The following is a 19270-nucleotide window of genomic DNA, read 5'->3' as shown; positions in this document are numbered from 1 at the left end:
GCAGCGATGAGTGACGAAGTGCGGATCGAGGATCTGGTAGTGGGTGACGGCAAGGCGGTGGTCAAGGGCGCCCTGATCACCACCCACTACGAGGGCTGGCTGGACGACGGCACCCTGTTCGATTCGTCCCGTGCCAAAGGGCGGCCCTTCCAGTGCGTGATCGGCACCGGCCGGGTGATCAAGGGCTGGGACCAGGGGCTGATGGGCATGCGGGTGGGCGGCAAGCGGCGCCTGGAGGTACCGGCGGCGCTCGCCTATGGCGAACGTCAGGTCGGTGCTCTGATCAAGCCGCACTCCAACCTGAGGTTCGAAATCGAGTTGCTGGAAGTCCTGACGCGGGACGATTGATGCCTGACCGACTTCAGTTCGACGCCTTGGTATTCCGGCGTACCAGCTCGAGTTGGGCTTCGAGCACGCTCAGCCGGGCAAACTCTCGGGTGTAGATGACGAATTGCTCCTGAAAGCTCTGCCGGCTCCGGGCGAGATCCTGTCGATGACTGCGAATTTGCTCTTCGAGAGTCTGCAGCCGCTGCTGGGTGGTTTGCGTCATGGCACCTACTCCTTGTGCTTGTGGTGTCAAACGGACTCTAACCGTGCCCTGACAAATCGAGCTAGAGCCGTTCGTCGTCCCTTAAACCACCGCTACAGAGCCGTTTCGTCTCGCTGATGCGCTTCCGTGCTGCGTGAAAGGCGCGTTTTTCCTTACCAATCGTTCAAGAAAAAAGGCGACGAACCTCAAGAGGTTCGTCGCCTTCAGGATAGGCTCAGCGAAAGCTAGCGCGGTCCTACCGCCGTGCAACTGTTGCTGGCATCGACGTACTTCTTCAGGGTCGGCCACTGCGGCCGCTCCACGCCATTGACCGGCTCCACCGCCAGCGCGGCAGTTCCCCAGCCCGGACCCGCCGCCCAGTACGTCAGCGGCATGCAGTTCTGCTGCAGGTAGGCCAGCAGATTGTCGGTGGCGGTCAGCCAGCGGCTGTCGCCAGCCGGTACGCCGAACTCGGCGATCATGCCGCGCTTGCCATTGCGCTTGAGCCATTCGACGAAGGGCTTGACGCGATTGACCCCCACCTGCGGATCGAAGTTGTTCATGTTCTGCGCGGCGTAGCTGCCACTGCCGTCCTCATCGAGGTAGACGTTCGCCGCGTAAATGATGTTGTTGGCCGGATCCTTCAGATTGAGCAAGGCATTGCTCGCGCTCGGCCAGTTGGCCGCGCTACCCCAGGCATTGCCCTGGACGATCACCGGGTGGGTGCGGTCCATGGTGCGCACCCCGTCGATGCCGGACTGCGCCGTCACCGGCCAGCTGCTGTCGGCCCCATTGGGCTTACCCATGATGTCATAGCCATAGAGCGCGGCATGGTTGCCCCACTGGTAGGCCAGACGGTACATCAGATCCCAGTAGTTGAAGTTGGTGACGGTACCGGTGCCGATCAGGGTGCCCTTGTAGCGGCCGCCGTTGTCCAGCGCCAGGATCACCTTCATGTTGTACTTCTTGGCCAGCTCCAGCACCTGGGTGACCTGCTGGGTGTACGCCCCTTCCAGGCTCCCGAAGAAGCGCGTCTGCAGACGTTCCCAGATCACCGGGAAGCGGATCAGCCGTACGCCCTTGGCGCTCCACTGCTGGAAATGCGCCTCGCCCGGCATGATGTAGTTGACGTTGAGCACCCCCGGCAGGCTCTGGGGCGCGAAGGCGGCACCCGAGAAGTTCAGCCCCACCAGACTGAGCTTGGCGCTGTTGGCGGGTGTGCCGGTCGATCCCGTGGGTGTGGCCGTCGAACCGGTGGCGGGCGTGGTGGCACCCGAGGAGCCCGTGCTGCCGCTGCCGGTCGCAGGCTTCACCTCGGCCACTGGCGTCGTCACGGCCGGCGTCGCACTGCCCGAGTTGCTGCCCGAACTGGTGCTGCCGGTGCTGCCCGTAGAGCCCGTCGTGGTACCCGGCACCGTCGTCGACGTGCCGGAGGTGGTGGTCCCGGACTTCAGGGTCTTGGGATAGCCGTAGGCGTTGCCATCGAGCTGCGGGCTCTCGATGAAGACGCTCATGTTGCTGCCGACGACCTGGGCATAGGTCACCTTGTAGCTCTTGCCATCGGCCGGCGTGATCTGCGCGCCTACCTTGAAGGCGCCCACATTGGCGGCCGAGGCCGGAATGGAGAAGCCGGCGGCCTTACGATAGACGCCATGCAGCCAGTCTTCGTTAGTGAAATCGTTGATCGCGGTGGTCACCCCGGTCGTGGTGGAGCCTCCGGTATTGCCGCCGCCCGCGGCGGGAGCCGCGCCCGAGTTGCCACCGCTGCTCGAACCGGTATTGCCGCTGCTGGAACCACCGCTGCCGCCGGTGGCACCAGTGCCGCCACCCGTGGCCCCGGTGCCGCTGGCCGGGGTGCTGCCAGTACTGCTGGCGAAGGGACCGATGGCGGTGCAGCTGCTGTCATCGATGTACTTACGCAGGGTCGGCCACTGCGGCCGGTCGACGCCATTGATCGGCTCCACCGACAGGAAATAGTTGCCCCAGCCCGGGCCGGCGGCCCAGTAGGTGGCGGGAATGCAGTTCTGCTTGAGATAGGCCAGCATCCGGTCCATCAACGGCAGCCAACGGGGATCATTATCCGGCACGCCGAACTCACCGATCATGCCCTTCTTCTTGTTCTTCTTCAGCCACTCGACGAACGGCCGAACACGCTCCACGCCGTAATCCTGGCTCAGCTTGCCAACATCGATCCCGGTGTAGTTGCCGCCGGCGCTCTCGTCGAAATAGGAATGCGCCTGGAAGATCAGGTTATCGGACGGATCCTTGAGCGCCAGCAGGGAGTCGTTCCACAGCGGCCAGCGGGTCGCCTCGGACCAGCCATTGCCCTCGATCATGATGGGCTTGGTCTTGTCGACCGCGCGGACCCCGTTGATGCCGTACTGGGCGGCGATCGGCCACTGGGCCATGGAGTCGTGGGGCTCGTTCATGATGTCGTAGGCATAGAGCGAGGATTGGCTGCTCCAGCGCTGCGCGATCCGGGTCATGATCTCCTGATAGCGGTCGTAGGGAACCGCCGCGCTGCCGATCACCGATCCGCGATAGAAGGTGTAGTTGTGCAGATCGAGGATGATGCGCATGCCGTACTTCTGCGCATTGGCGAAGGTCTGGTCCACCAGCGCCGCATAGGTCGGGTCCAACGGACCGCCCAGCACGGGTTGCAGGCGCTCCCAGATGATCGGGAAGCGAATCAGCTTGACGCCCTTGCCGCTCCACTGCTTGAAGTAGGCTTCGACGGGAAAGATGTAGTGGGTACCGTTGACACCCGGTAGTACCTGTCCGGCGAAACCGGCACCGGACAGATTGAGGCCGACCAGATTGACCTGCTCGGCCTTGGCACCGGCAGCCAGGGTCAGGGCGGCAACGAAGGGCAGCACCCGGGCTGCCCTGCGGGAAAACTTCAGGAAGGATGGATTCATCATCACCAACTGCGCTAAATCGACAGCGCGCTCCCTGAACACTGGCCGATATGAAGTGAGAGAAGAGTCGCGCGCAGGAAATTTGGCACGACGTTGCCTCCAGGCAGGTTGACCTATACAAGCCACATGCCAACTTCATCAGCAACTATGATGGCCACTATTTAGACATCACGGCAGAATAATAAAAGCCTTTGTTTTTATTGAATTTTTTAAAATTTCCGCTCATCGACTCAGACGAGTGAATCCATTCACCTCCGTTTTCCCAACACCACACTCCCGCCCGCCGTCAAATTTACTTCCGCCATATTGGAACAACCGCCAAAAAGTTCCCTAAGGTGCCAAAAAAAGTAAGTCACAAATTAATGCGAAGTTGATCACATAATGGTGCAAGAGGAACTGGCTACATCAACCCCGGGTCATGGCTATAACCGACTCAGGAGCGACCCATGACCGCCCTCACCCTTGCCACCTATAACGTCAATGGCATTCGCGCTCGGCTGCCCATCCTCCTGCAGTGGCTGGAGCGGGAGCAGCCCGACATCGTCTGCCTGCAGGAACTGAAGGCCAAGTCCGCCGACTTTCCCCAGGCGGAGCTGGAAGCGGCGGGCTACGGTGCGCTATGGGATGGACAGCCGTCCTGGAATGGGGTCGCTATCCTGGCGCGGGGCGACCAGCCCCTGGAGATTCGGCGCGGCCTGCCGGGACTGGCCGACGATCCGCAACGCCGCTATCTGGAAGCGGCGGTCAAGGGCGTGGTCGTCGCCAGCCTCTATCTGCCCAACGGCAACCCCTGGCCTGGTCCTAAATTCGACTACAAACTGGCCTGGTTCGAGCGCTTCATCGACCACGCTCAGAGTCTGTTGGAGAGTGGTCATCCGGTAGTGCTGGCCGGGGACTACAACGTGGTGCCGACCGACCATGACATCTACAATCCGAAGTCCTGGCGCAAGGACGCCCTGCTGCAACCCGAGAGCCGTGCCTGTTTCGAACGCCTATTGCGTCAAGGCTGGCTGGATGCCCTCCGGGCCTGCCATCCGGACGAGGCGATCTACACCTACTGGGACTATTTTCGCCAACGCTGGCAGCGCAACGCCGGCCTGCGCATCGATCATCTGTTGCTGAGTCCGGCACTGCAGGATTCCTTGCAGGAAGCAGGCGTGCATCGCTGGGTACGCGGCCTGGAAAAGACCAGCGACCACGCCCCCACCTGGATTCGCTTCAAGGCCCCTGCCTGAGCGCGCTCAGGCGTCGCGCAGCAGATCGTTGGCATTGAGCAGCGCGAAGAGGACTTCCGGACGCTGGTTAAGACCACGGCGCACCGCCGCCGGTATCGACTGATGGAGCTTTCGGCACAGTCCCGGTCGCGGCTGCAATTCTATCAGCATGCCACGGGCGCTGCGTACCTCTCCGGGTCCCGGCCCGATCTCCAGGCGGATGCCAAGCTGTTCCTGCAGGCGCTGCTGCAGTCGCTCCAGCTCAGCTACGCTGGCGATGTTTTCCAGCCGTTCCAGTAGCCGCTGCTCTTCCTGGCGATTGAGCAACAGCGCTCGGGCATCACCGGCGGGGTCCGCCAGAATGGCGTCACGCTCGCAGGTGCAGACACCAGGTGGACAGGGAGCACGCAGGGAAGCCATCTGACTTCGATTCCTCTTCTTCAGGGGCAACAGGAATAGGCCCGCGGCTCCACCCTAGCGATAGTGGCAGCGGTCACGCAATGCAGCCTTGTTGGAAGAGGCAATTGCCGGTCTTCAGCAGACCTTCAGGTCACTACCCGGACTCCCAGAGCTGCGATCAATTCATACCCGATCCGTATAGATAACCAAACGAGCTAAAGGCATAGCTAAAGCTTATTTTTTGGCATAACAACTACCACGTAGGATGATGCTTTGACTGCCTACGACCTCACCATGCCTACGCTCTCGTCCGATCTGCTGATCGTCCCTGCGGATCAGCAAAGTACCCTGACCATCCGCGCCAAGGCACTGGCTTTCGCCGATCCCCGCTCCCGACAGCTGCTCGAACAACTGGACGAGTGGGCACCCTTGCCAGGCCCTGTCGTACTGTCAGGCGAATGGGGAACCGGGCGCGAGCTACTGGCGCGTCGGCTGCACGAACGCAGCGGCCGAAGCGGCCTGTTCAGCAGCCTGAACTGCGCCTCGCTCAGTCGCCGACATGGCGCTGCCGAATTGTTTGGCTATGTCCCCCGGGCCTATGCCGGCACCTCTGGCAGCCGCCTGGGCTGGTTCGGCACCGCTCACGAGGGCAGCCTCTATCTCGACGAAATCGCCGACCTGCCTGGCGCGTTGCAGGAAGAGCTGGTGGAGGTCCTGCTGGACGGCAGCATCCTGCGCCTGGGCAGTAGCTTACGCACAGCCGTGGATGTCCGCCTGATCGCCGGCTCCAGCGTCGACCTGGCACAGGCGGTTCAGGCGGGTAACTTCTCTGCTCGCCTCTGGGCGCTGCTTGCGCCAGGTCTGGTGGCCGTCCCGCCACTCCGCGAGCGCCCGGCCGATCTGCTACCGCTGGCCCGGTATTTCCTCCAGCAGCACGCGGACCGTCTCGACCGCAGGGCGCCTGAGCTGACGACCCAGGACCAGGCTGCGTTGATCGCCTATCCCTGGCCGGGAAACATCCGCGAACTTGAACAGGTTCTCCATACCGCCTTGCTAACCGCCTCGACGGCAGGGCTGCAGCTTGGCAAGCTGCTGCCATCGTCCTCCGGCACACGCTGAACTCCGCCGACAGACGGCAGTCCTAGCCGCGTACGCTATTTCGCTCGAGTCCTACCATGACCTCCATGTCCATCCCGTCGATGCCCACTCCGCCATAGCCAGCGGCTGCCATCTTTCTTTGGAAAGATGACCGCAAGCCTTGATTTGTCGCCTCGCGCGGCAGGCCTTGGTGCGCTTGGGAAAAGCCCGAGGCTTTTCAGGAATCGACTTTTTGGACTACGCCTTCAGCTGAAGGCGTTCAGGCAAGGTTTCATGAATATTGTGATCACTGGCCGCTCCGGCCAAGTTTCGCGCGCCTTGCAGCGCGAGTTCGGCAGCACCCATCAATTGACCGTACTGGGTCAGACGGACCTCGACCTCGCCCAGACTGAGCAACTGCGCGCGGCCTTCGACCAGCTGGCACCCGACCTCATTCTCAACGCCGCCGCCTATACCGCGGTGGATCAGGCCGAAGAAGACGTCGAGCGTGCCGAGGCCATCAATGCCCGGGCGCCGCAGATCCTGGCCGAGCTGGCGCGCGAACGGGATATCCCTTTCGTGCACTACTCATCCGACTATGTCTTCGATGGCAGACGCCGCCAGCCTTACACCGAGAGCTGCATCCCAGCGCCTCTCAGTGTCTATGGCCGCTCCAAGCTGGCGGGCGAGCAAGGGGTGCTGGCGGCAGGGGGTCGCGCCCTGGTGTTGCGCACCTCCTGGGTCTACTCCCATGACGGCCAATGCTTCTTCAACACCATGCGCCAACTGCTGGCCGAGCGCGACGAATTGCATGTGGTGGAGGATCAGCTCGGCGCCCCCACCTGGGCCCCTACCATCGCCACGGCCACTCGCCAACTGGTCGAACGCCTGCTGACGCACGACGACGTCGGTGGCCTCTATCACCTGACCAATGCGGGTCAGACCTCCTGGTACGGCTTCGCCGCCGCCATTGCCGAACGCCTGGATCAACGCGGCGAGCTGCGCGCGCGTCTCTATCCCACCACGACCGAACATTACCCCACGCCGGCGACGCGACCGCTTTACTCCTGTCTCGACTGCAGCAAGGTCGAGGCGGTTCTGCCGAGCGCCCTGCCGGACTGGCAGGCCGACTTCGACCGCTGCTGGGCACGGTTAGAAAGCGATAGAACGCTGAATTGAGCGGGCCGGACCCCGGCGGCGCCTGTCCGCCGGGCCGCCTCGGTTTCAGCCGCAGGCGATGGCGTCCCCCTCAACGGCTTTCCCGTTCCCCACCCTGGTAGGTGGCTTCCGCTACGTCCTCGTTGGGCGCAGGATGGCCCGGCAGATTCGGTAGCGCCTTGGCCCTTTCCAGGTCGATGCCGGCGCCCTGGGCCACCTGGGTGCCATAGTCCGGGTCGCAATGCCAGAAGTGCCAGACCATCCGCAGCTGGATGTCTTCGGGACAGGCCTGCATGTCGGCAACCAGGTTGGCGATGAGATCGTCCCGTTCCCAATCTTCGAAGCTGCGATAGCGCGCGCCGGTCTGCTGGTAATCGGCAGCCGTCTTGCGAGATTGATAGCGCCCCAGATGGCCCTCGATCCACTGACGATACTCGTGCTGCGGCCGCGGCGCCTCGCGCAGGCCACCCTGGGAGCTGGGCTCGTAATTGACGTGGGGATTGCTCCCGCTGCGATCCACCTGCAGCGCCATCTGACCATCGCGCTGATTGGTGGCGTAGGGGCATTTGGGGGCATTGATCGGCAATTGCAGATAGTTGGCGCCGACCCGATAGCGCTGGGTATCGGAATAGGACAGGGTCCGCCCTTGCAGCATCTTGTCGTCGGAAAAGTCGATGCCCTCTACCAGCACGCCCGTGCCGAAGGCGGCCTGCTCGGTTTCGGCGAAGACGTTCGAGGGATTGCGATCCAGCACGAGCCGGCCCACCGGCAGCAGGGGAAATTGGTCCTCCGGCCAGCGCTTGGTGTCGTCCAGGGGATCGAAGGGCAATTCGTCGTGTGCCTCGTCCGCCATGATCTGCACGCACATCTCCCACTCGGGATGATCGCCGCGCTCGATGGCATCGTAGAGATCCCGACTGGCGTGGCCCACGTCGTACTTTTGGATCTCGGCTGCCTGCTCGCTGGTGAGATTCCGGATGCCCTGCTTGGGCTCGAAGGAAAACTTGCATAGCACCGCCACGCCCTGGTCGTTGACCAGCTTGTAGGTGTTCACGCTGGACCCCTGCATGTGCCGATAGTCCGCCGGGATGCCCCAGGGGCTCTTCACCCAGGTCACCATGTGCAGGGCTTCCGGGTGATGCTGGACAAAATCGTAGAAGCGCCAGGGCTCCTGGCGATTGGTGATGGGGTCGGGCTTGAAAGCATGGATCATGTCGGGAAACTTGATGGCGTCGCGAATGAAGAACACCTTCAGATTGTTGCCCACCAGATCCCAGTTGCCGTCCTCGGTATAGAACTTGATCGCGAAGCCTCGCGGATCGCGCGCGGTCTCCGGTGACTCCTTGGCACCGATGACGGTGGAAAATCTCAGGAAGACCGGCGTCTTCACCCCGGTCCTGGTTAGCACCTTGGCGCAGGTGTAGCGGCTGGCCGGCTCATCGCCGATGGTGCCGTAGGCTTCGAACCAACCATGAGCAGCGGTCCCCCGGGCATGCACGACCCGCTCGGGCACCCGCTCCCGGTCGAAGTGAGTGATTTTCTCGATGAACTGATAGTTTTCCAGCGTGGCAGGGCCTCGCTCGCCCACACTGCGCAGGCTCTGATTGTCCCGTACCGGATGACCCTGGCGGGTCGTGAGAGTGTTCTTGTCGTCGCTCATGGTGGTCTCCAGGCTAGTCATGTCGAACACAGCAGTGACCGGACCCGTCCACAGCAGTTGTCCTCTGTCAGACGAGCTGTCCAGAGACGAAACGGCGCCACGGTCGCTTATGCTGACCACCCGAGGCTCTAGCCGATACCTCTCGTCCGTTCGGCGGAAATTATCGCTGATCGCGCTATCGATCCCATCCAGACTGTTCATCGTCAGTCGATAAGACTCATGGCGATACTCTCCAACAAGAACAGCAGCCGGAGCCTCCCATGGCAGAAGAATATGAAAGCGACCTGCAACCCTTCTCGCAACCTGCGTGCGAATCCGACTTCAACGAGATGGCCGCAGCCGTTGCGACCGCCATTTGCATGTGGGCGCTGACAACCTTGATCGCGGTGGTCGGGGGCTACCATGGTGGTGTGGTCACCAACATCATCAACCTGCTGGTAGTGGCCGCAGGTGCGCTGGGCTACCTTGGGCGACGCTGGCAACTGAGGCGCCGATATCGCTCTGGGCGCCGTACCAGAGCTTTTCCGCAGCGCTAATACTCTGCCTACTGGTTCTCAGCCGGAGCGGAACTGGCTATCATCAGAGCCCTGAAATCATGGCAGGGATGCTCATGTCTTATCTGGTCTTGACCCGTCGCACCGACGAAATCATCAATCTATCCCTGAAACCGGGAGCCGATGAAGAGCAGGTGCTGGATCTGCTGTTCAACGGCGGCATCAATATCCGCATTCTCAAGGTTCAGGGCGATCGCGTGCAGGTAGGCATTCAGGCCCCTGCCGACATCAGCATCATGCGCCAGGAGTTGCTGCCCTTCTGACTCGGCCGGTAGCTGGCGTAGCTACCGCAACCAGGGCGAATGGCGATTGCGCACGTACTCGAAGCGCCCGTCCAGCCCACGCCATTCCACCCCCTGCCAGAGCTCCGGTGCCAGCGTGCCTTCTGCCTGCAGATCCGCCCGGTAATGGGCGAAGAACGGTTGGCCATCGCGCAGCACGATGACGTTGTGGCGTTCTTCGATCTGGGCGATCAGATCCAGTACCGCTTCGGCCGAGCGCCCGCCGCTCAGGCAATAGCAACTCCCATACTGGTGAAGCATGCTTTCGAAGCGGTAACGATAGAGGGTGCAGCGATCGGTTTCGAGGTGAACGCTCTGCCCCTTGGCATCCTGCAGGGCATGATGAACGCAGTGATCGCAGTCTTCGAACTCCTGACGCGACTCCACCCACTCACCGAGAAACTGCTTCTTCCACCGCCACACCAGCAGCCCACGATCTTCAGGCCGTGAATACACGCTGACCTTGTAGAACATCGCTCGACTCCTCTTTTATTGTTATGCGCCGAAGTCACCTTCCAAGGTCTGCCGTTTGCCGCTCGCCCCTTGGGATCGCACGCGCTGTGGCGTACGTTTTCAGCATCGCTCCATTTGCCTGGGGCGTCCAGCCATTCCCAGGCGCCGGGCACTACCGCTCGACGGCGCGCAGTTTCGTCGACGCCATTGCGCTTGGCTGCCGAAAAAGTCGCGGCTTCGTCCAATTTCCATACAAGATGCAAGCGGCGGCACTTGCCGGATCAGCTGTTCCAGATCACGGCAAAACCCCACTCCAGAGCCGGATACAAGACAGGTACAGCTTTTCGTACCGCCTATCAGGCAACTCGATGTGGCCTGCTCAAGTTCTCTGCAGCGGACTAGTATTCAGCCAACATCGGCGCCTGGACCGATTCAAAGGCTCGCGTTAACAAGGACTTGGCAGGTCCTGACGTCATGCTGCCGACGCCAGACCGCGTTGCCGACGAGCAGTTGAAGAGGCGCTCCAGAGCGCTCGTCCTTTCGATAGTGATAAAGGCAAAGCTACTCGAAGAATCCCTTATCGACTCAAGGACTTTTTATGTCTGGTCTGGATAGCGACTTCAACGAAGCGCTCCATTACGCCATCAGAAACTGCCCTGCCCGTACGCCTGAGCAACGGGCCGCCATCGACCATGCCGAGAAGGTCATCCGCCAGGGGCCAGCCGCGCTCTCTCCGCTGGAGCGCAAGACCCTGGTCTTGGAACTGGGCTTCTGGCTGGACCGTTACCAGCGCCTGCAGGAATTCTCAGGCCAACGCCTGATTGGTGCAGCGGCGGAGCCAAGCTGCTCCCTTGCGAGCCAGGTCAAGGGCAAGGCTAGCTAGCTAGCCAAACGTCAGGCAATAAAAAACCCCGAGGTGCCTGGCACGCTCGGGGTTTCTGGATATGGCGGAGAGATAGGGATTTGAACCCTAGGAGCCATTGCTGACTCAACGGATTTCGAATCCGTCCCGTTCGACCACTCCGGCATCTCTCCAACGCGGCGCATGATACCAGCCATGGGGGCAAAAGCGAACAAGCAATTGCAAAAAAAGCTCTGGTATCAGCGGCTTGCGTTTAGAGTGGGACGCCCAGGCGCTGGGCGACCTCTTCGTAGGCCTCGATCACGCCGCCCAGACCCTGGCGGAAGCGATCCTTGTCCATCTTCTTGCGGGTTTCCTTGTCCCAGAGACGGCTGCCGTCCGGGCTGAATTCGTCGCCCAGCACGACCTTGCCGTGGAACAGGCCGAATTCGAGCTTGAAGTCCACCAGCAGCAGGCCGGCGTCGTCGAACAGCTGCTTGAGGATATCGTTGATGCGGAAGGTCAGCACCTTCATCTCGGCCAGTTGGTCGAGGGTGGCCCAGCCGAAGGCCTGGACATGGCTTTCGTTGACCATGGGGTCGTGCAGCGCATCGTTCTTCAGGAAGAGTTCGAAGGTCGGCGGCGTCAGCTCCAGGCCCTCTTCCACGCCCAGACGGCGCACCAGGCTGCCAGCAGCGAAGTTGCGCACCACGCACTCCACCGGAATCATCTCGAGCTTCTTGACCAGGCATTCGTTGTCGCCCAGCAGTTGCTCGAACTGGGTAGGGATACCGGCGGCTTCCAGCTTCTGCATGACGAAGGCATTGAACTTGTTGTTCACCATGCCCTTGCGCTCGAGTTGTTCGATGCGCTCGCCATCGAAGGCAGAGGTATCGTTGCGGAACAACAGGACCAGGCAATCGGGATCGTCGGTGGTGAATACCGACTTGGCCTTGCCACGGTAGAGTTCTGCGCGTTTTTCCATCTTGGACTCCGGTTCGAATGGCTTGCAGGCTGTGGACGAACGCAGGTGAGACGAGCGGTTCGGGACGAGTACAGCCGGGAAGCGCAGTTTACATAGGATCGTGGGTATTTTGGCCGTGCAGCAGCGCCTGGCCGCGAAAGAAAACCGGGTCAGCGCCTCAGGCGATGGCCTGCCACTCCAGTCCCTGCTGCTGATCGGCGATCTGCAGCCAGTCCGCGTCGCAGCCGAGCACGTTGGTAAAGCAGGCGCGGGCAAGCCAGGGGTTGTTGTTCTTTTCGCTCAGGTGGGCGAGCACCAGATGCTGCAGGCCCGAACAGGCCAGCTCCATCACCAGCTCGGCCGATTGCCGGTTGTTGAGATGCCCACGCACCCCACCAACCCGCGCCTTGAGGTGATAGGGATAGGGTCCCGCGGCGAGCATGTTGCTGTCGTGGTTGGCCTCGATCACCAGCGCATCCAGACCGCGGTAATGGGCCAGCACGCCGGGAGTGGCCTCGCCGAGATCGGTGAGCACGCCGAGGCGCTTGCGGCCGTCGTCGAAGACGAACTGGGTCGGCTCCAGGGCGTCGTGGGACACCTGCACCACCGTCACCTCCAGGGCATCCAGCACCAGCCGCTCGCCGTCCACCAGCAAGCCTTGGGCCGCTACTGGCTTGCGCAAGCCGCGACCTGTACCAGCGCTGTAATACACCGGCACGCCGTGCTTGCGCGCCAGGAGCTCGACGCCCTGCACGTGATCGGAGTGTTCGTGGGTGACCAGGACGGCGTCCAGCTGGGCAGGTACCACGCCCAGCCGGGCCAGGCGACGTTCGGCTTCCCGCAGGGAGAAGCCGCAGTCGATCAGCACATAGCTGTTATGGCTGTGCACCAGGGTCGAGTTGCCCCGACTGCCGCTGCCCAGGATTGCGAAGCGCATACTGCATGCTCGTCTGAAGCTTTTTCAGCACGCCTTCGGCGATGTCCTGGGGTGCTGCGGTGTTGATGGTCTTGTCCAAGGTGACCTGGACGGTGTTGCCCACCGAGGTGAGGCGCACCTGGAAGCGCCGTGCGCGGGCATCTTCCTCTTCCTTGGTCTCGCCCTTGCCGAACAGGCGACCGAAGAAGCCCGGCTTGCGCTCTTCGGGCTTCTGCGCGCCTTCGGCGAGGTTCACGTAGTACACGCCCAGGCTGCGATCCATGTCGTCGACACGGATGTCGGCGCCCTCGATGGCGCGACCCACGCTGGACCAGGCGCGATTCAGGTCGCTTTCCAGCACCAGCATGGGCACGCCGCTGCCGTCGACCTCGTAGGTCACGCGCTCGGGGGTATCGTAGCCACCGGCGGCCAGCAGCGAGACCGAGCCACTGCCCTGCTCGCTACGGTCCAGGCCGGCCAGCACCTGATTCAGCAGGGCGTCATCGAGCGCCGAGCTGTTCTGGCTGCTGGACCAGGACGGCTCGCTGGAGCTGCCCTGGCTGCGGGTCTGGGTCTGCAGGAAGATCTCGCTGCTGCCCGATTGCACGCCCGGCTCGATGCGCAGGCGGGTGCGCAGCTCGGTGCCCGGCTGCAGGCGGCCATTGGTGCTCAGGCTGCGGGCCAGGGGCGTCGACAGCTCGGTCGGCGACTGCCAGGCGGTGATGATCTCACCGGTCTGCGGACGCTCTTCGGCGATGCGGAAGCCATTGTCGGTCAGGTACTGACGGGCCACCGGCCAGACGTTGGCCGGGACCTTCTGGGCGGCCAGCCAGCGGGCGTTGCCGCTGCGCTGCACGCTGAACTGCTCGTTGCCACTGCCCTGGACGGCCAGCGCCTGGGGTTTCGGCACTTCGAAGCCATAGGAGCGATTCTGGGTGTCGGCCACGTTGGCCGGGATCGGCAGCAGCGGATCCAGGGGTTTGGCCTGGACATCGGTCGGCACCTGCATGGGGCCGGTTTCGCGGGATTCGAGATAGTCATTGCCGCGATCGCGGAAATAACCGTGCTCGCCCCACACCCAGCTGCAGCCACTGGCGGTGGCCACGGCCAGCCCCAGGGTGGTCAAACCCAGAACACGTTTCATCGACTGTTTCCTGATCACGCCAGCACTCCCGCCTGACGCAGGGCCTGACGTACCACTTCATGGCAGCGCGAGCTCAGCCAGGTCAGCGGCAGGCGGATACCGGCGTCGATCATGCCCATTTCGTGGAGGGCCCACTTCACCGGGATCGGATTCGATTCGATGAACAGATTCTTGTGCAGCGGCATCAGCTTTTCGTTGAGCGCGCGTGCGGTGTCGGCATCGCCCCGCATGGCGGCGGCGCAGAGTTCGCTCATCGCCCTGGGCGCCACGTTGGCAGTCACCGAGATGTTGCCCTTGCCGCCCAGTAGCATGAGCTCCGCAGCGGTGGCGTCATCGCCCGAGTAGACCAGGAAGTCCTTGCTGACACGGGAGAGGATGTCGCGTGCGCGGGCCAGGTCGCCGGTGGCTTCCTTGATACCGATGATGTTCGGCACCTTGGCCAGGCGCTCGACGGTCTCGGCCAGCATGTCGCAGGCGGTACGGCCCGGCACGTTGTAGAGGATCTGCGGGATGGCGACGGTTTCGGCGATCATGCGGAAGTGCTGATACAGGCCTTCCTGGGTCGGCTTGTTGTAGTAGGGCACGACCAGCAGACAGGCATCGGCGCCCGCGTCCTTGGCGGCGCGGGTCAGGTCGATGGCCTCACGGGTGGAATTGCCACCGGTGCCGGCGATGACCGGGATGCGGCCCTTGACCTGCTCGACCACATGACGGATCACGGCCACGTGCTCGTCGACGTCGACCGTGGCGGATTCACCCGAGGTGCCCACCGCGACGATGGCGTCGGTGCCTTCGGCGAGATGGAAGTCCACCAGCTTGGTCAGGTTGTCCCAGTCGATACGCCCCTGGGCGTCCATAGGGGTGACCAGCGCCACCATGCTCCCCGCAATCATGCAACCGCTCCTGCCGGAAAAAGAGAGCGGTAATGGTACTGACGCCTCTGCGCCAGCACAAGCAACGTGCCCCCAACGGGCATTCCCCCCGCGAGCGCTTTTCGCTACCCTTTCGCCTTTGCCAGTCTGTATCTCCCCTGCCAGGAACCCTAATGTCCGCTACCCCCCCGATTCGCGAACAATTTCTCGTCATCAGTGCGCTGGGCGCCAATCCCATGGAACTGACCAACGTGCTCTACCGCAGCTGCATGGACAACCGGTGCGCGGTGGTCAGCAGCCGGCTGAGCCGCCACGGGGAATACAGCGCGTTGATCCTGCAGGTCTCGGGCAACTGGGACGGTCTGGCGCGCCTCGAAGGGGGCCTCGCCGGCCTTGGCAAGCGTCACGGCTTCACCGTCGGCGTCACCCGCAGCGCCGCCCTGGAGAATCGCCCCCAGGCCCTGCCGTACGTCGTCTATGTCAGCGCCGCCTATCGTCCGGACATCCTCAACGAACTCTGCCAGTTCTTCGCTGACCACAAGATCGAGGTGGAGAACCTGGTCTGCGATTCCTACCAGGCGCCCCAGACCGGCGGCACCATGCTCAACGCCACCATCACCGTGACCCTGCCGGCTGGCACCCAGATCAGTTGGCTGCGCGACCAGTTCCTGGATTTCGCCGACGCCCTCAATCTCGATGCCCTGATCGAGCCCTGGCGCCCGCAGAGCAACTGACAGGACCCGCAAGGAGCTGCCCATGAGCGTGACCCTCGACCAACCGCTTCCGGATTTCCAGGCCCAGGCCACCAGCGGCCTCGAGGTCTCGCCCGCCAGCCTGCGCGGTCGCCAGGTGGTGCTGTACTTCTATCCCAAGGACAACACCCCCGGCTGCACCACCCAGGGCCAGGGCTTTCGCGATCTGCACGAGCAGTTCCAGGCGGCCGACACCCTGATCCTCGGAGTCAGCCGTGACAGCCTGCGCACCCACGAAAATTTCCGCACCAAGCAGGGCTTTCCCTTCGAGCTGATCAGCGACAAGGACGAGACCCTCTGCCAGCTGTTCGACGTGATGCGGCAGAAGAAGCTCTATGGCAAGGATTACATCGGCGTGGACCGCAGCACCTTCCTCATCGACCGGGAAGGCGTGGTGCGCCAGATCTGGCGCGGCGTGAAGGTCCCCGGGCACGTCGCCGAGGTGCTGGCCGCCGCCCAGGCGCTGAACGGGGCCTGATCAGGCCTTGCGCAGCCAGTAGCGGAAGGTCTCCCCTACCACCTCTTCGCCCACCAGGGCGTGTCCCGACAGCTTGGCGAAGGTGCGGAAGTCGCGTTGCGAGCCGGCATCGGTGGCCGTGACGGCGAGGACCTCGCCGGCTGCCAGACGGTTGAGTTCCAGCTTGGCCTTGAGCAACGGCATGGGACAGTTCAGGCCGGTGGCGTCCAGCTGGGCGGTCACCGCGCCGGTGTAGGGTTGGCTCAGGTCGGCCATGGGATTCTCCATTGTGGGGTACGCCAGTGTCAGGGTCGCTAGGCACCTAGACGGCGGGCCGCTAAAGTAGCCCTTTTGCGGCCACGAGTCATGCCATGAAAGTCCTGCGCCCTGCCCTGCTGTCCCTGGCGCTGCTCGCCGCGCCCTTCCTGGCGCAGGGGGCGAACGATCTGCCGTCGCTGGGCGATGCCAGCTCTTCGATCGTCTCGCCCGAGCAGGAGTTTCAGATGGGTCGCGCCTGGCTGAGCATGTTGCGCGGCCAGGTCCCGGCCATCAACGATCCGCAGCTCAAGCAATTCGTCGAACAGACCGTCTACAAGCTGGCCGAGACCAGCGACCTGCAGGACCACCGCCTGGTCTTCATCCTGATCAAGGATCCGGAGATCAACGCCTTCGCCGCGCCCGGCGGGGTGATCGGGGTCAATGGCGGGCTGTTCCTGAAGTCGGAGACCGAAGCCGAGTACGCGGCGGTCATGGCCCATGAGCTGGGTCACCTCATCCAGCGCCACTTCGCCCGCGGGGTGGAAAACCAGCAGCGCATGCAGTTGCCGCTGATGGCCGCGCTGCTCGCCGGTATCGTAGCTGCGGCCGCGGGCGGTGGCGATGCAGGAATCGCCGCCATTGCCTCGACCCAGGCGGCGGCCATCCAGAGCCAGTTGCGCTTTTCCCGGCTCAATGAGCAGGAGGCCGACCGGGTCGGCATCGTCAATCTGGAGCGCGCCGGCTACGATCCGCGCGCGATGCCGGAGATGTTCGGCCGTCTCGCCCGCCAGTATCGCTACGACCGCACCCCGCCAGAATTCCTGCTGACCCACCCGGTCACCGACAGCCGGATCGCCGATACCCAGGCGCGTGCCGAGCGTTTTCCCAAGGGCGGCGTCGAGGACAGCAAGCGCTTCCAACTCATGAAGGTGCGTGCTCAGATGTATTTCGAGGAAACCGCCGGCCTGCTGGTGAAGCGCTATAGAGCCCAGCTGCAGGAAAACCCGGACAACGATGCTGTACGCTACGGCCTGGCCATGGGACTGACCAAGCAGGGTCAGCTCAACGAGGCGCGCGACACCCTGGCGCCGCTGCTGCGCAAGGCGCCGGACGACATCAGCTACAACCTCGCCCAGGTCGATCTGGACATCACCGCCAATCGCCTGCCCGACGCCCAGAAACGGGTGCAGCGGCTCCTGGAGCTCTATCCGGACGATCTGGCCGTGAGTCTGGCGCAGGTGGACATGCTCGGCCGCACCAAGCAGGCCAAGGCCGCCAGCCAACTGCTCGACAAGCTGCTCAAGCAGCGGCCGATCGATCCGGATCTGTGGAACCAGGCGGCGGACGTCCGCGGTCAGGCCGGTGATCTGGTCGGGGTGCACCAGGCGCGAGCCGAGTACTTCGCCCTGACCGGCGACTACAACCAGGCCATCCAGCAACTGGGCTTCGCCAAGCAGCGCGCCGCCAGCAACTATCAGCTGGCCGCGCGGATCGACGCCCGTCAGCAGGAGATGATCGCCCAGCGCAAGCTGAGCGAAGAGATCCTGCGCTAGCGTCCCAGGCAGCGCCTATTAGGCGTTGCCCTTGACCCTTAGCTGCAGCGCCTGGGTGAAATCGAGCATGCGCTTGAGCGGCTTGACCGCCCGGGGGATGAGGGCTGGATCGACCAGCACCTCGCCGGAGCCGTCGAGCAGGCAGTTGAGGGTGCGCTCCAGGGTATTCATCGCCATCCAGGGGCAGTGGGCGCAACTGCGGCAGGCGGCGCCGTTGCCCGCGGTGGGCGCCTCGATGAAGGTCTTGTCCGGACAGGCCTGCTGCATCTTGTAGAAGATGCCGCGATCGGTGGCGACGATGAACTGGCGATTGGGCAGCGTCTGGGCGGCCTTGATCATCTGGCTGGTGGAACCGACATGGTCGGCCAGTTCGATCACCGCCTCGGGCGATTCCGGATGCACCAGAATGGCGGCCTCCGGGTAGAGCCGCTTGAGGTCTTCCAGCTGGCTGGCCTTGAACTCCTCATGGACGATGCAGGAGCCTTCCCACAACAGCATGTCGGCACCGGTCTCGCGCTGGATGTAGCGACCCAGGTGACGATCGGGCGCCCAGAGGATGGTCTCGTCGTTGTCCATCAGGTGCTCGACGATATCCAGCGCGCAGCCGGACGTCACTACCCAGTCCGCGCGCGCCTTCACGGCGGCGGAGGTGTTGGCATAGACGACCACGGTGCGCTCGGGGTGCTGGTCGCAGAAGGCGGAGAATTCGTCCACCGGGCAGCCCAGGTCCAGAGAGCAGGTGGCTTCCAGGGTCGGCATCAGCACCCGCTTTTCCGGGTTGAGGATCTTGGCCGTCTCGCCCATGAACTTGACCCCGGCCACCACCACGGTGGACGCCGGATGGCGATTGCCGAAGCGGGCCATCTCCAGGGAATCGGCGACGCAACCGCCGGTCTCCTCGGCCAGGGCCTGGATCAGCGGATCGGTGTAGTAATGGGCCAGCAGTACCGCGTTCTGCGCCTTGAGCTCGCGGGCGATGGCGGTCTTGTAGGCCGCGATCTCGTCCGGACCGAGCGCCTTGGGCTGCTTGGCGGCCAGATGGGCCTGGACCAGGAGACGTTCGGAAATCTGCACCATGGCGGGTACCTGAAAACGGGGGTCGTCAAGGCCGCGCATCATAGCAGCATCCTCGCCGACTCCCTATGGTCGCCCGCGGCTCCTCCGTGATGAGTGGCCATGTGCCGCTAATGTCTGGCAACACTTGGCTTTTCACTTCTCCAGCGGCCGGGGGTCCGACACAGGAACGCCCGGCGAGCGTCTCGCCGGCCCC

21 protein-coding genes and 1 tRNA gene are annotated in these 19270 nt (G+C 63.3%); 10 read left to right on the top strand and 12 right to left on the bottom strand.

Annotation, left to right across the window (positions count from 1 at the left end):
• Nucleotides 1-6 precede the first annotated feature (6 nt).
• Nucleotides 7-348 carry an FKBP-type peptidyl-prolyl cis-trans isomerase gene (locus V6W80_RS08535; protein ID WP_017640343.1) on the top strand — a complete coding sequence of 114 codons (342 nt, stop codon included), beginning with the start codon at nt 7-9 and terminating at the stop codon, nt 346-348.
• Nucleotides 349-361: 13 nt separating this feature from the next.
• Here the strand turns inward: V6W80_RS08535 and V6W80_RS08530 are convergent, their stop codons facing one another.
• Together V6W80_RS08530 and V6W80_RS08525 are read right to left on the bottom strand one after the other, a co-directional pair.
• The gene (locus tag V6W80_RS08530; protein ID WP_017640342.1) at nt 362-550 is read right to left on the bottom strand and encodes a hypothetical protein; all 189 of its coding nucleotides are present in this window, start codon (nt 548-550) and stop codon (nt 362-364) included.
• A gap of 224 nt (nt 551-774) precedes the next feature.
• The gene (locus V6W80_RS08525; RefSeq protein ID WP_338546601.1) at nt 775-3450 is read right to left on the bottom strand and encodes a glycoside hydrolase family 5 protein; all 2676 of its coding nucleotides are present in this window, start codon (nt 3448-3450) and stop codon (nt 775-777) included.
• Nucleotides 3451-3893: 443 nt separating this feature from the next.
• Here V6W80_RS08525 and xth point away from each other — a divergent pair, with 443 nt between their 5' ends.
• Entirely contained in the window at nt 3894-4682 is a 789-nt protein-coding gene (gene xth, locus V6W80_RS08520; protein ID WP_338546600.1) for an exodeoxyribonuclease III, read from the top strand.
• Between the two features lie 6 nt (nt 4683-4688).
• Here the strand turns inward: xth and V6W80_RS08515 are convergent, their stop codons facing one another.
• Entirely contained in the window at nt 4689-5081 is a 393-nt protein-coding gene (locus V6W80_RS08515) for a hypothetical protein (protein WP_017640340.1), read from the bottom strand.
• A 252-nt stretch (nt 5082-5333) separates the two neighbouring features.
• Here V6W80_RS08515 and V6W80_RS08510 point away from each other — a divergent pair, with 252 nt between their 5' ends.
• Both V6W80_RS08510 and rfbD read left to right on the top strand, forming a co-directional pair.
• Complete coding sequence (locus tag V6W80_RS08510; protein ID WP_338546599.1) at nt 5334-6179, top strand: sigma-54-dependent transcriptional regulator; 846 nt, start codon at nt 5334-5336, stop codon at nt 6177-6179.
• Nucleotides 6180-6431: 252 nt separating this feature from the next.
• Nucleotides 6432-7316 carry a dTDP-4-dehydrorhamnose reductase gene (gene rfbD, locus V6W80_RS08505; protein WP_173146959.1) on the top strand — a complete coding sequence of 295 codons (885 nt, stop codon included), beginning with the start codon at nt 6432-6434 and terminating at the stop codon, nt 7314-7316.
• Between the two features lie 70 nt (nt 7317-7386).
• Here rfbD and V6W80_RS08500 read toward each other — a convergent pair whose 3' ends face one another.
• Nucleotides 7387-8955, bottom strand: a complete 1569-nt coding sequence (locus tag V6W80_RS08500) for a catalase (RefSeq protein ID WP_338546598.1) — start codon at nt 8953-8955, stop codon at nt 7387-7389.
• A 260-nt stretch (nt 8956-9215) separates the two neighbouring features.
• Between V6W80_RS08500 and V6W80_RS08495 the strand changes: the two genes are divergently transcribed.
• The gene (locus V6W80_RS08495; RefSeq protein ID WP_338546596.1) at nt 9216-9491 is read left to right on the top strand and encodes a hypothetical protein; all 276 of its coding nucleotides are present in this window, start codon (nt 9216-9218) and stop codon (nt 9489-9491) included.
• A gap of 74 nt (nt 9492-9565) precedes the next feature.
• A complete protein-coding gene (locus V6W80_RS08490; RefSeq protein WP_068384886.1) occupies nt 9566-9772 on the top strand; it encodes a carbon storage regulator in 207 nt (68 codons plus the stop codon).
• 21 nt (nt 9773-9793) lie between these two features.
• Here the strand turns inward: V6W80_RS08490 and V6W80_RS08485 are convergent, their stop codons facing one another.
• Nucleotides 9794-10264, bottom strand: a complete 471-nt coding sequence (locus V6W80_RS08485; protein WP_160923047.1) for a hypothetical protein — start codon at nt 10262-10264, stop codon at nt 9794-9796.
• Nucleotides 10265-10841: 577 nt separating this feature from the next.
• On the opposite strand from V6W80_RS08485, the gene V6W80_RS08480 reads away from it, so the two are divergent.
• Nucleotides 10842-11126: a hypothetical protein gene (locus tag V6W80_RS08480; protein WP_160923046.1), complete on the top strand. Its 285-nt coding sequence runs from the start codon at nt 10842-10844 to the stop codon at nt 11124-11126.
• A gap of 62 nt (nt 11127-11188) precedes the next feature.
• Here V6W80_RS08480 and V6W80_RS08475 read toward each other — a convergent pair.
• From V6W80_RS08475 to dapA, 5 genes are all read right to left on the bottom strand, one after another.
• Nucleotides 11189-11278 (bottom strand) — tRNA-Ser (locus V6W80_RS08475).
• Between the two features lie 80 nt (nt 11279-11358).
• Nucleotides 11359-12069, bottom strand: a complete 711-nt coding sequence (gene purC / locus V6W80_RS08470) for a phosphoribosylaminoimidazolesuccinocarboxamide synthase (protein ID WP_338546592.1) — start codon at nt 12067-12069, stop codon at nt 11359-11361.
• Nucleotides 12070-12226: 157 nt separating this feature from the next.
• Complete coding sequence (locus V6W80_RS08465) at nt 12227-12985, bottom strand: MBL fold metallo-hydrolase (RefSeq protein WP_338546591.1); 759 nt, start codon at nt 12983-12985, stop codon at nt 12227-12229.
• Entirely contained in the window at nt 12924-14108 is a 1185-nt protein-coding gene (gene bamC, locus V6W80_RS08460) for an outer membrane protein assembly factor BamC (protein WP_338546589.1), read from the bottom strand. Before bamC ends, V6W80_RS08465 begins: the two co-directional genes overlap by 62 nt.
• 14 nt (nt 14109-14122) lie before the next feature.
• On the bottom strand, nt 14123-15001 hold the full coding sequence (gene dapA, locus V6W80_RS08455; RefSeq protein ID WP_017640330.1) for a 4-hydroxy-tetrahydrodipicolinate synthase: 879 nt from the start codon (nt 14999-15001) through the stop codon (nt 14123-14125).
• A gap of 152 nt (nt 15002-15153) precedes the next feature.
• Here dapA and V6W80_RS08450 point away from each other — a divergent pair, with 152 nt between their 5' ends.
• The gene (locus V6W80_RS08450) at nt 15154-15714 is read left to right on the top strand and encodes a glycine cleavage system protein R (protein WP_007162770.1); all 561 of its coding nucleotides are present in this window, start codon (nt 15154-15156) and stop codon (nt 15712-15714) included.
• Between the two features lie 22 nt (nt 15715-15736).
• Entirely contained in the window at nt 15737-16210 is a 474-nt protein-coding gene (locus V6W80_RS08445; protein WP_257706307.1) for a peroxiredoxin, read from the top strand.
• Here the strand turns inward: V6W80_RS08445 and V6W80_RS08440 are convergent, their stop codons facing one another.
• Nucleotides 16211-16465 carry a sulfurtransferase TusA family protein gene (locus V6W80_RS08440; protein ID WP_184290996.1) on the bottom strand — a complete coding sequence of 85 codons (255 nt, stop codon included), beginning with the start codon at nt 16463-16465 and terminating at the stop codon, nt 16211-16213. It abuts the gene before it with no gap.
• Between the two features lie 95 nt (nt 16466-16560).
• Here V6W80_RS08440 and V6W80_RS08435 point away from each other — a divergent pair, with 95 nt between their 5' ends.
• Entirely contained in the window at nt 16561-18000 is a 1440-nt protein-coding gene (locus V6W80_RS08435) for a M48 family metalloprotease (protein WP_160923041.1), read from the top strand.
• A gap of 18 nt (nt 18001-18018) precedes the next feature.
• On the opposite strand, the gene nadA is transcribed toward V6W80_RS08435, so the two are convergent.
• Nucleotides 18019-19077 carry a quinolinate synthase NadA gene (nadA, locus tag V6W80_RS08430; RefSeq protein WP_093250943.1) on the bottom strand — a complete coding sequence of 353 codons (1059 nt, stop codon included), beginning with the start codon at nt 19075-19077 and terminating at the stop codon, nt 18019-18021.
• Between the last annotated feature and the right edge of the window lie 193 nt (nt 19078-19270).

This window comes from Pseudomonas benzopyrenica (assembly GCF_036884265.1).
Taxonomy (GTDB): Bacteria; Pseudomonadota; Gammaproteobacteria; order Pseudomonadales; family Pseudomonadaceae; genus Chryseomonas; species Chryseomonas benzopyrenica.
Note: the sequence above shows the minus strand (reverse complement) of the source record. Positions and strands in the feature narration are given on the sequence as shown.

What these genes read in the sequence shown, in the direction of transcription:
- V6W80_RS08535 (WP_017640343.1), top strand. Translation starts at nt 7, where the DNA reads ATGAGTGACGAAGTGCGGATCGAGGATCTGGTAGTGGGTGACGGCAAG.
- V6W80_RS08530 (WP_017640342.1), bottom strand. Translation starts at nt 550, where the DNA reads ATGACGCAAACCACCCAGCAGCGGCTGCAGACTCTCGAAGAGCAAATT.
- V6W80_RS08525 (WP_338546601.1), bottom strand. Translation starts at nt 3,450, where the DNA reads ATGATGAATCCATCCTTCCTGAAGTTTTCCCGCAGGGCAGCCCGGGTG.
- xth (WP_338546600.1), top strand. Translation starts at nt 3,894, where the DNA reads ATGACCGCCCTCACCCTTGCCACCTATAACGTCAATGGCATTCGCGCT.
- V6W80_RS08515 (WP_017640340.1), bottom strand. Translation starts at nt 5,081, where the DNA reads ATGGCTTCCCTGCGTGCTCCCTGTCCACCTGGTGTCTGCACCTGCGAG.
- rfbD (WP_173146959.1), top strand. Translation starts at nt 6,432, where the DNA reads ATGAATATTGTGATCACTGGCCGCTCCGGCCAAGTTTCGCGCGCCTTG.
- V6W80_RS08500 (WP_338546598.1), bottom strand. Translation starts at nt 8,955, where the DNA reads ATGAGCGACGACAAGAACACTCTCACGACCCGCCAGGGTCATCCGGTA.
- V6W80_RS08495 (WP_338546596.1), top strand. Translation starts at nt 9,216, where the DNA reads ATGGCAGAAGAATATGAAAGCGACCTGCAACCCTTCTCGCAACCTGCG.
- V6W80_RS08490 (WP_068384886.1), top strand. Translation starts at nt 9,566, where the DNA reads ATGTCTTATCTGGTCTTGACCCGTCGCACCGACGAAATCATCAATCTA.
- V6W80_RS08485 (WP_160923047.1), bottom strand. Translation starts at nt 10,264, where the DNA reads ATGTTCTACAAGGTCAGCGTGTATTCACGGCCTGAAGATCGTGGGCTG.
- V6W80_RS08480 (WP_160923046.1), top strand. Translation starts at nt 10,842, where the DNA reads ATGTCTGGTCTGGATAGCGACTTCAACGAAGCGCTCCATTACGCCATC.
- purC (WP_338546592.1), bottom strand. Translation starts at nt 12,069, where the DNA reads ATGGAAAAACGCGCAGAACTCTACCGTGGCAAGGCCAAGTCGGTATTC.
- V6W80_RS08465 (WP_338546591.1), bottom strand. Translation starts at nt 12,985, where the DNA reads ATGCGCTTCGCAATCCTGGGCAGCGGCAGTCGGGGCAACTCGACCCTG.
- bamC (WP_338546589.1), bottom strand. Translation starts at nt 14,108, where the DNA reads ATGAAACGTGTTCTGGGTTTGACCACCCTGGGGCTGGCCGTGGCCACC.
- dapA (WP_017640330.1), bottom strand. Translation starts at nt 15,001, where the DNA reads ATGATTGCGGGGAGCATGGTGGCGCTGGTCACCCCTATGGACGCCCAG.
- V6W80_RS08450 (WP_007162770.1), top strand. Translation starts at nt 15,154, where the DNA reads ATGTCCGCTACCCCCCCGATTCGCGAACAATTTCTCGTCATCAGTGCG.
- V6W80_RS08445 (WP_257706307.1), top strand. Translation starts at nt 15,737, where the DNA reads ATGAGCGTGACCCTCGACCAACCGCTTCCGGATTTCCAGGCCCAGGCC.
- V6W80_RS08440 (WP_184290996.1), bottom strand. Translation starts at nt 16,465, where the DNA reads ATGGCCGACCTGAGCCAACCCTACACCGGCGCGGTGACCGCCCAGCTG.
- V6W80_RS08435 (WP_160923041.1), top strand. Translation starts at nt 16,561, where the DNA reads ATGAAAGTCCTGCGCCCTGCCCTGCTGTCCCTGGCGCTGCTCGCCGCG.
- nadA (WP_093250943.1), bottom strand. Translation starts at nt 19,077, where the DNA reads ATGGTGCAGATTTCCGAACGTCTCCTGGTCCAGGCCCATCTGGCCGCC.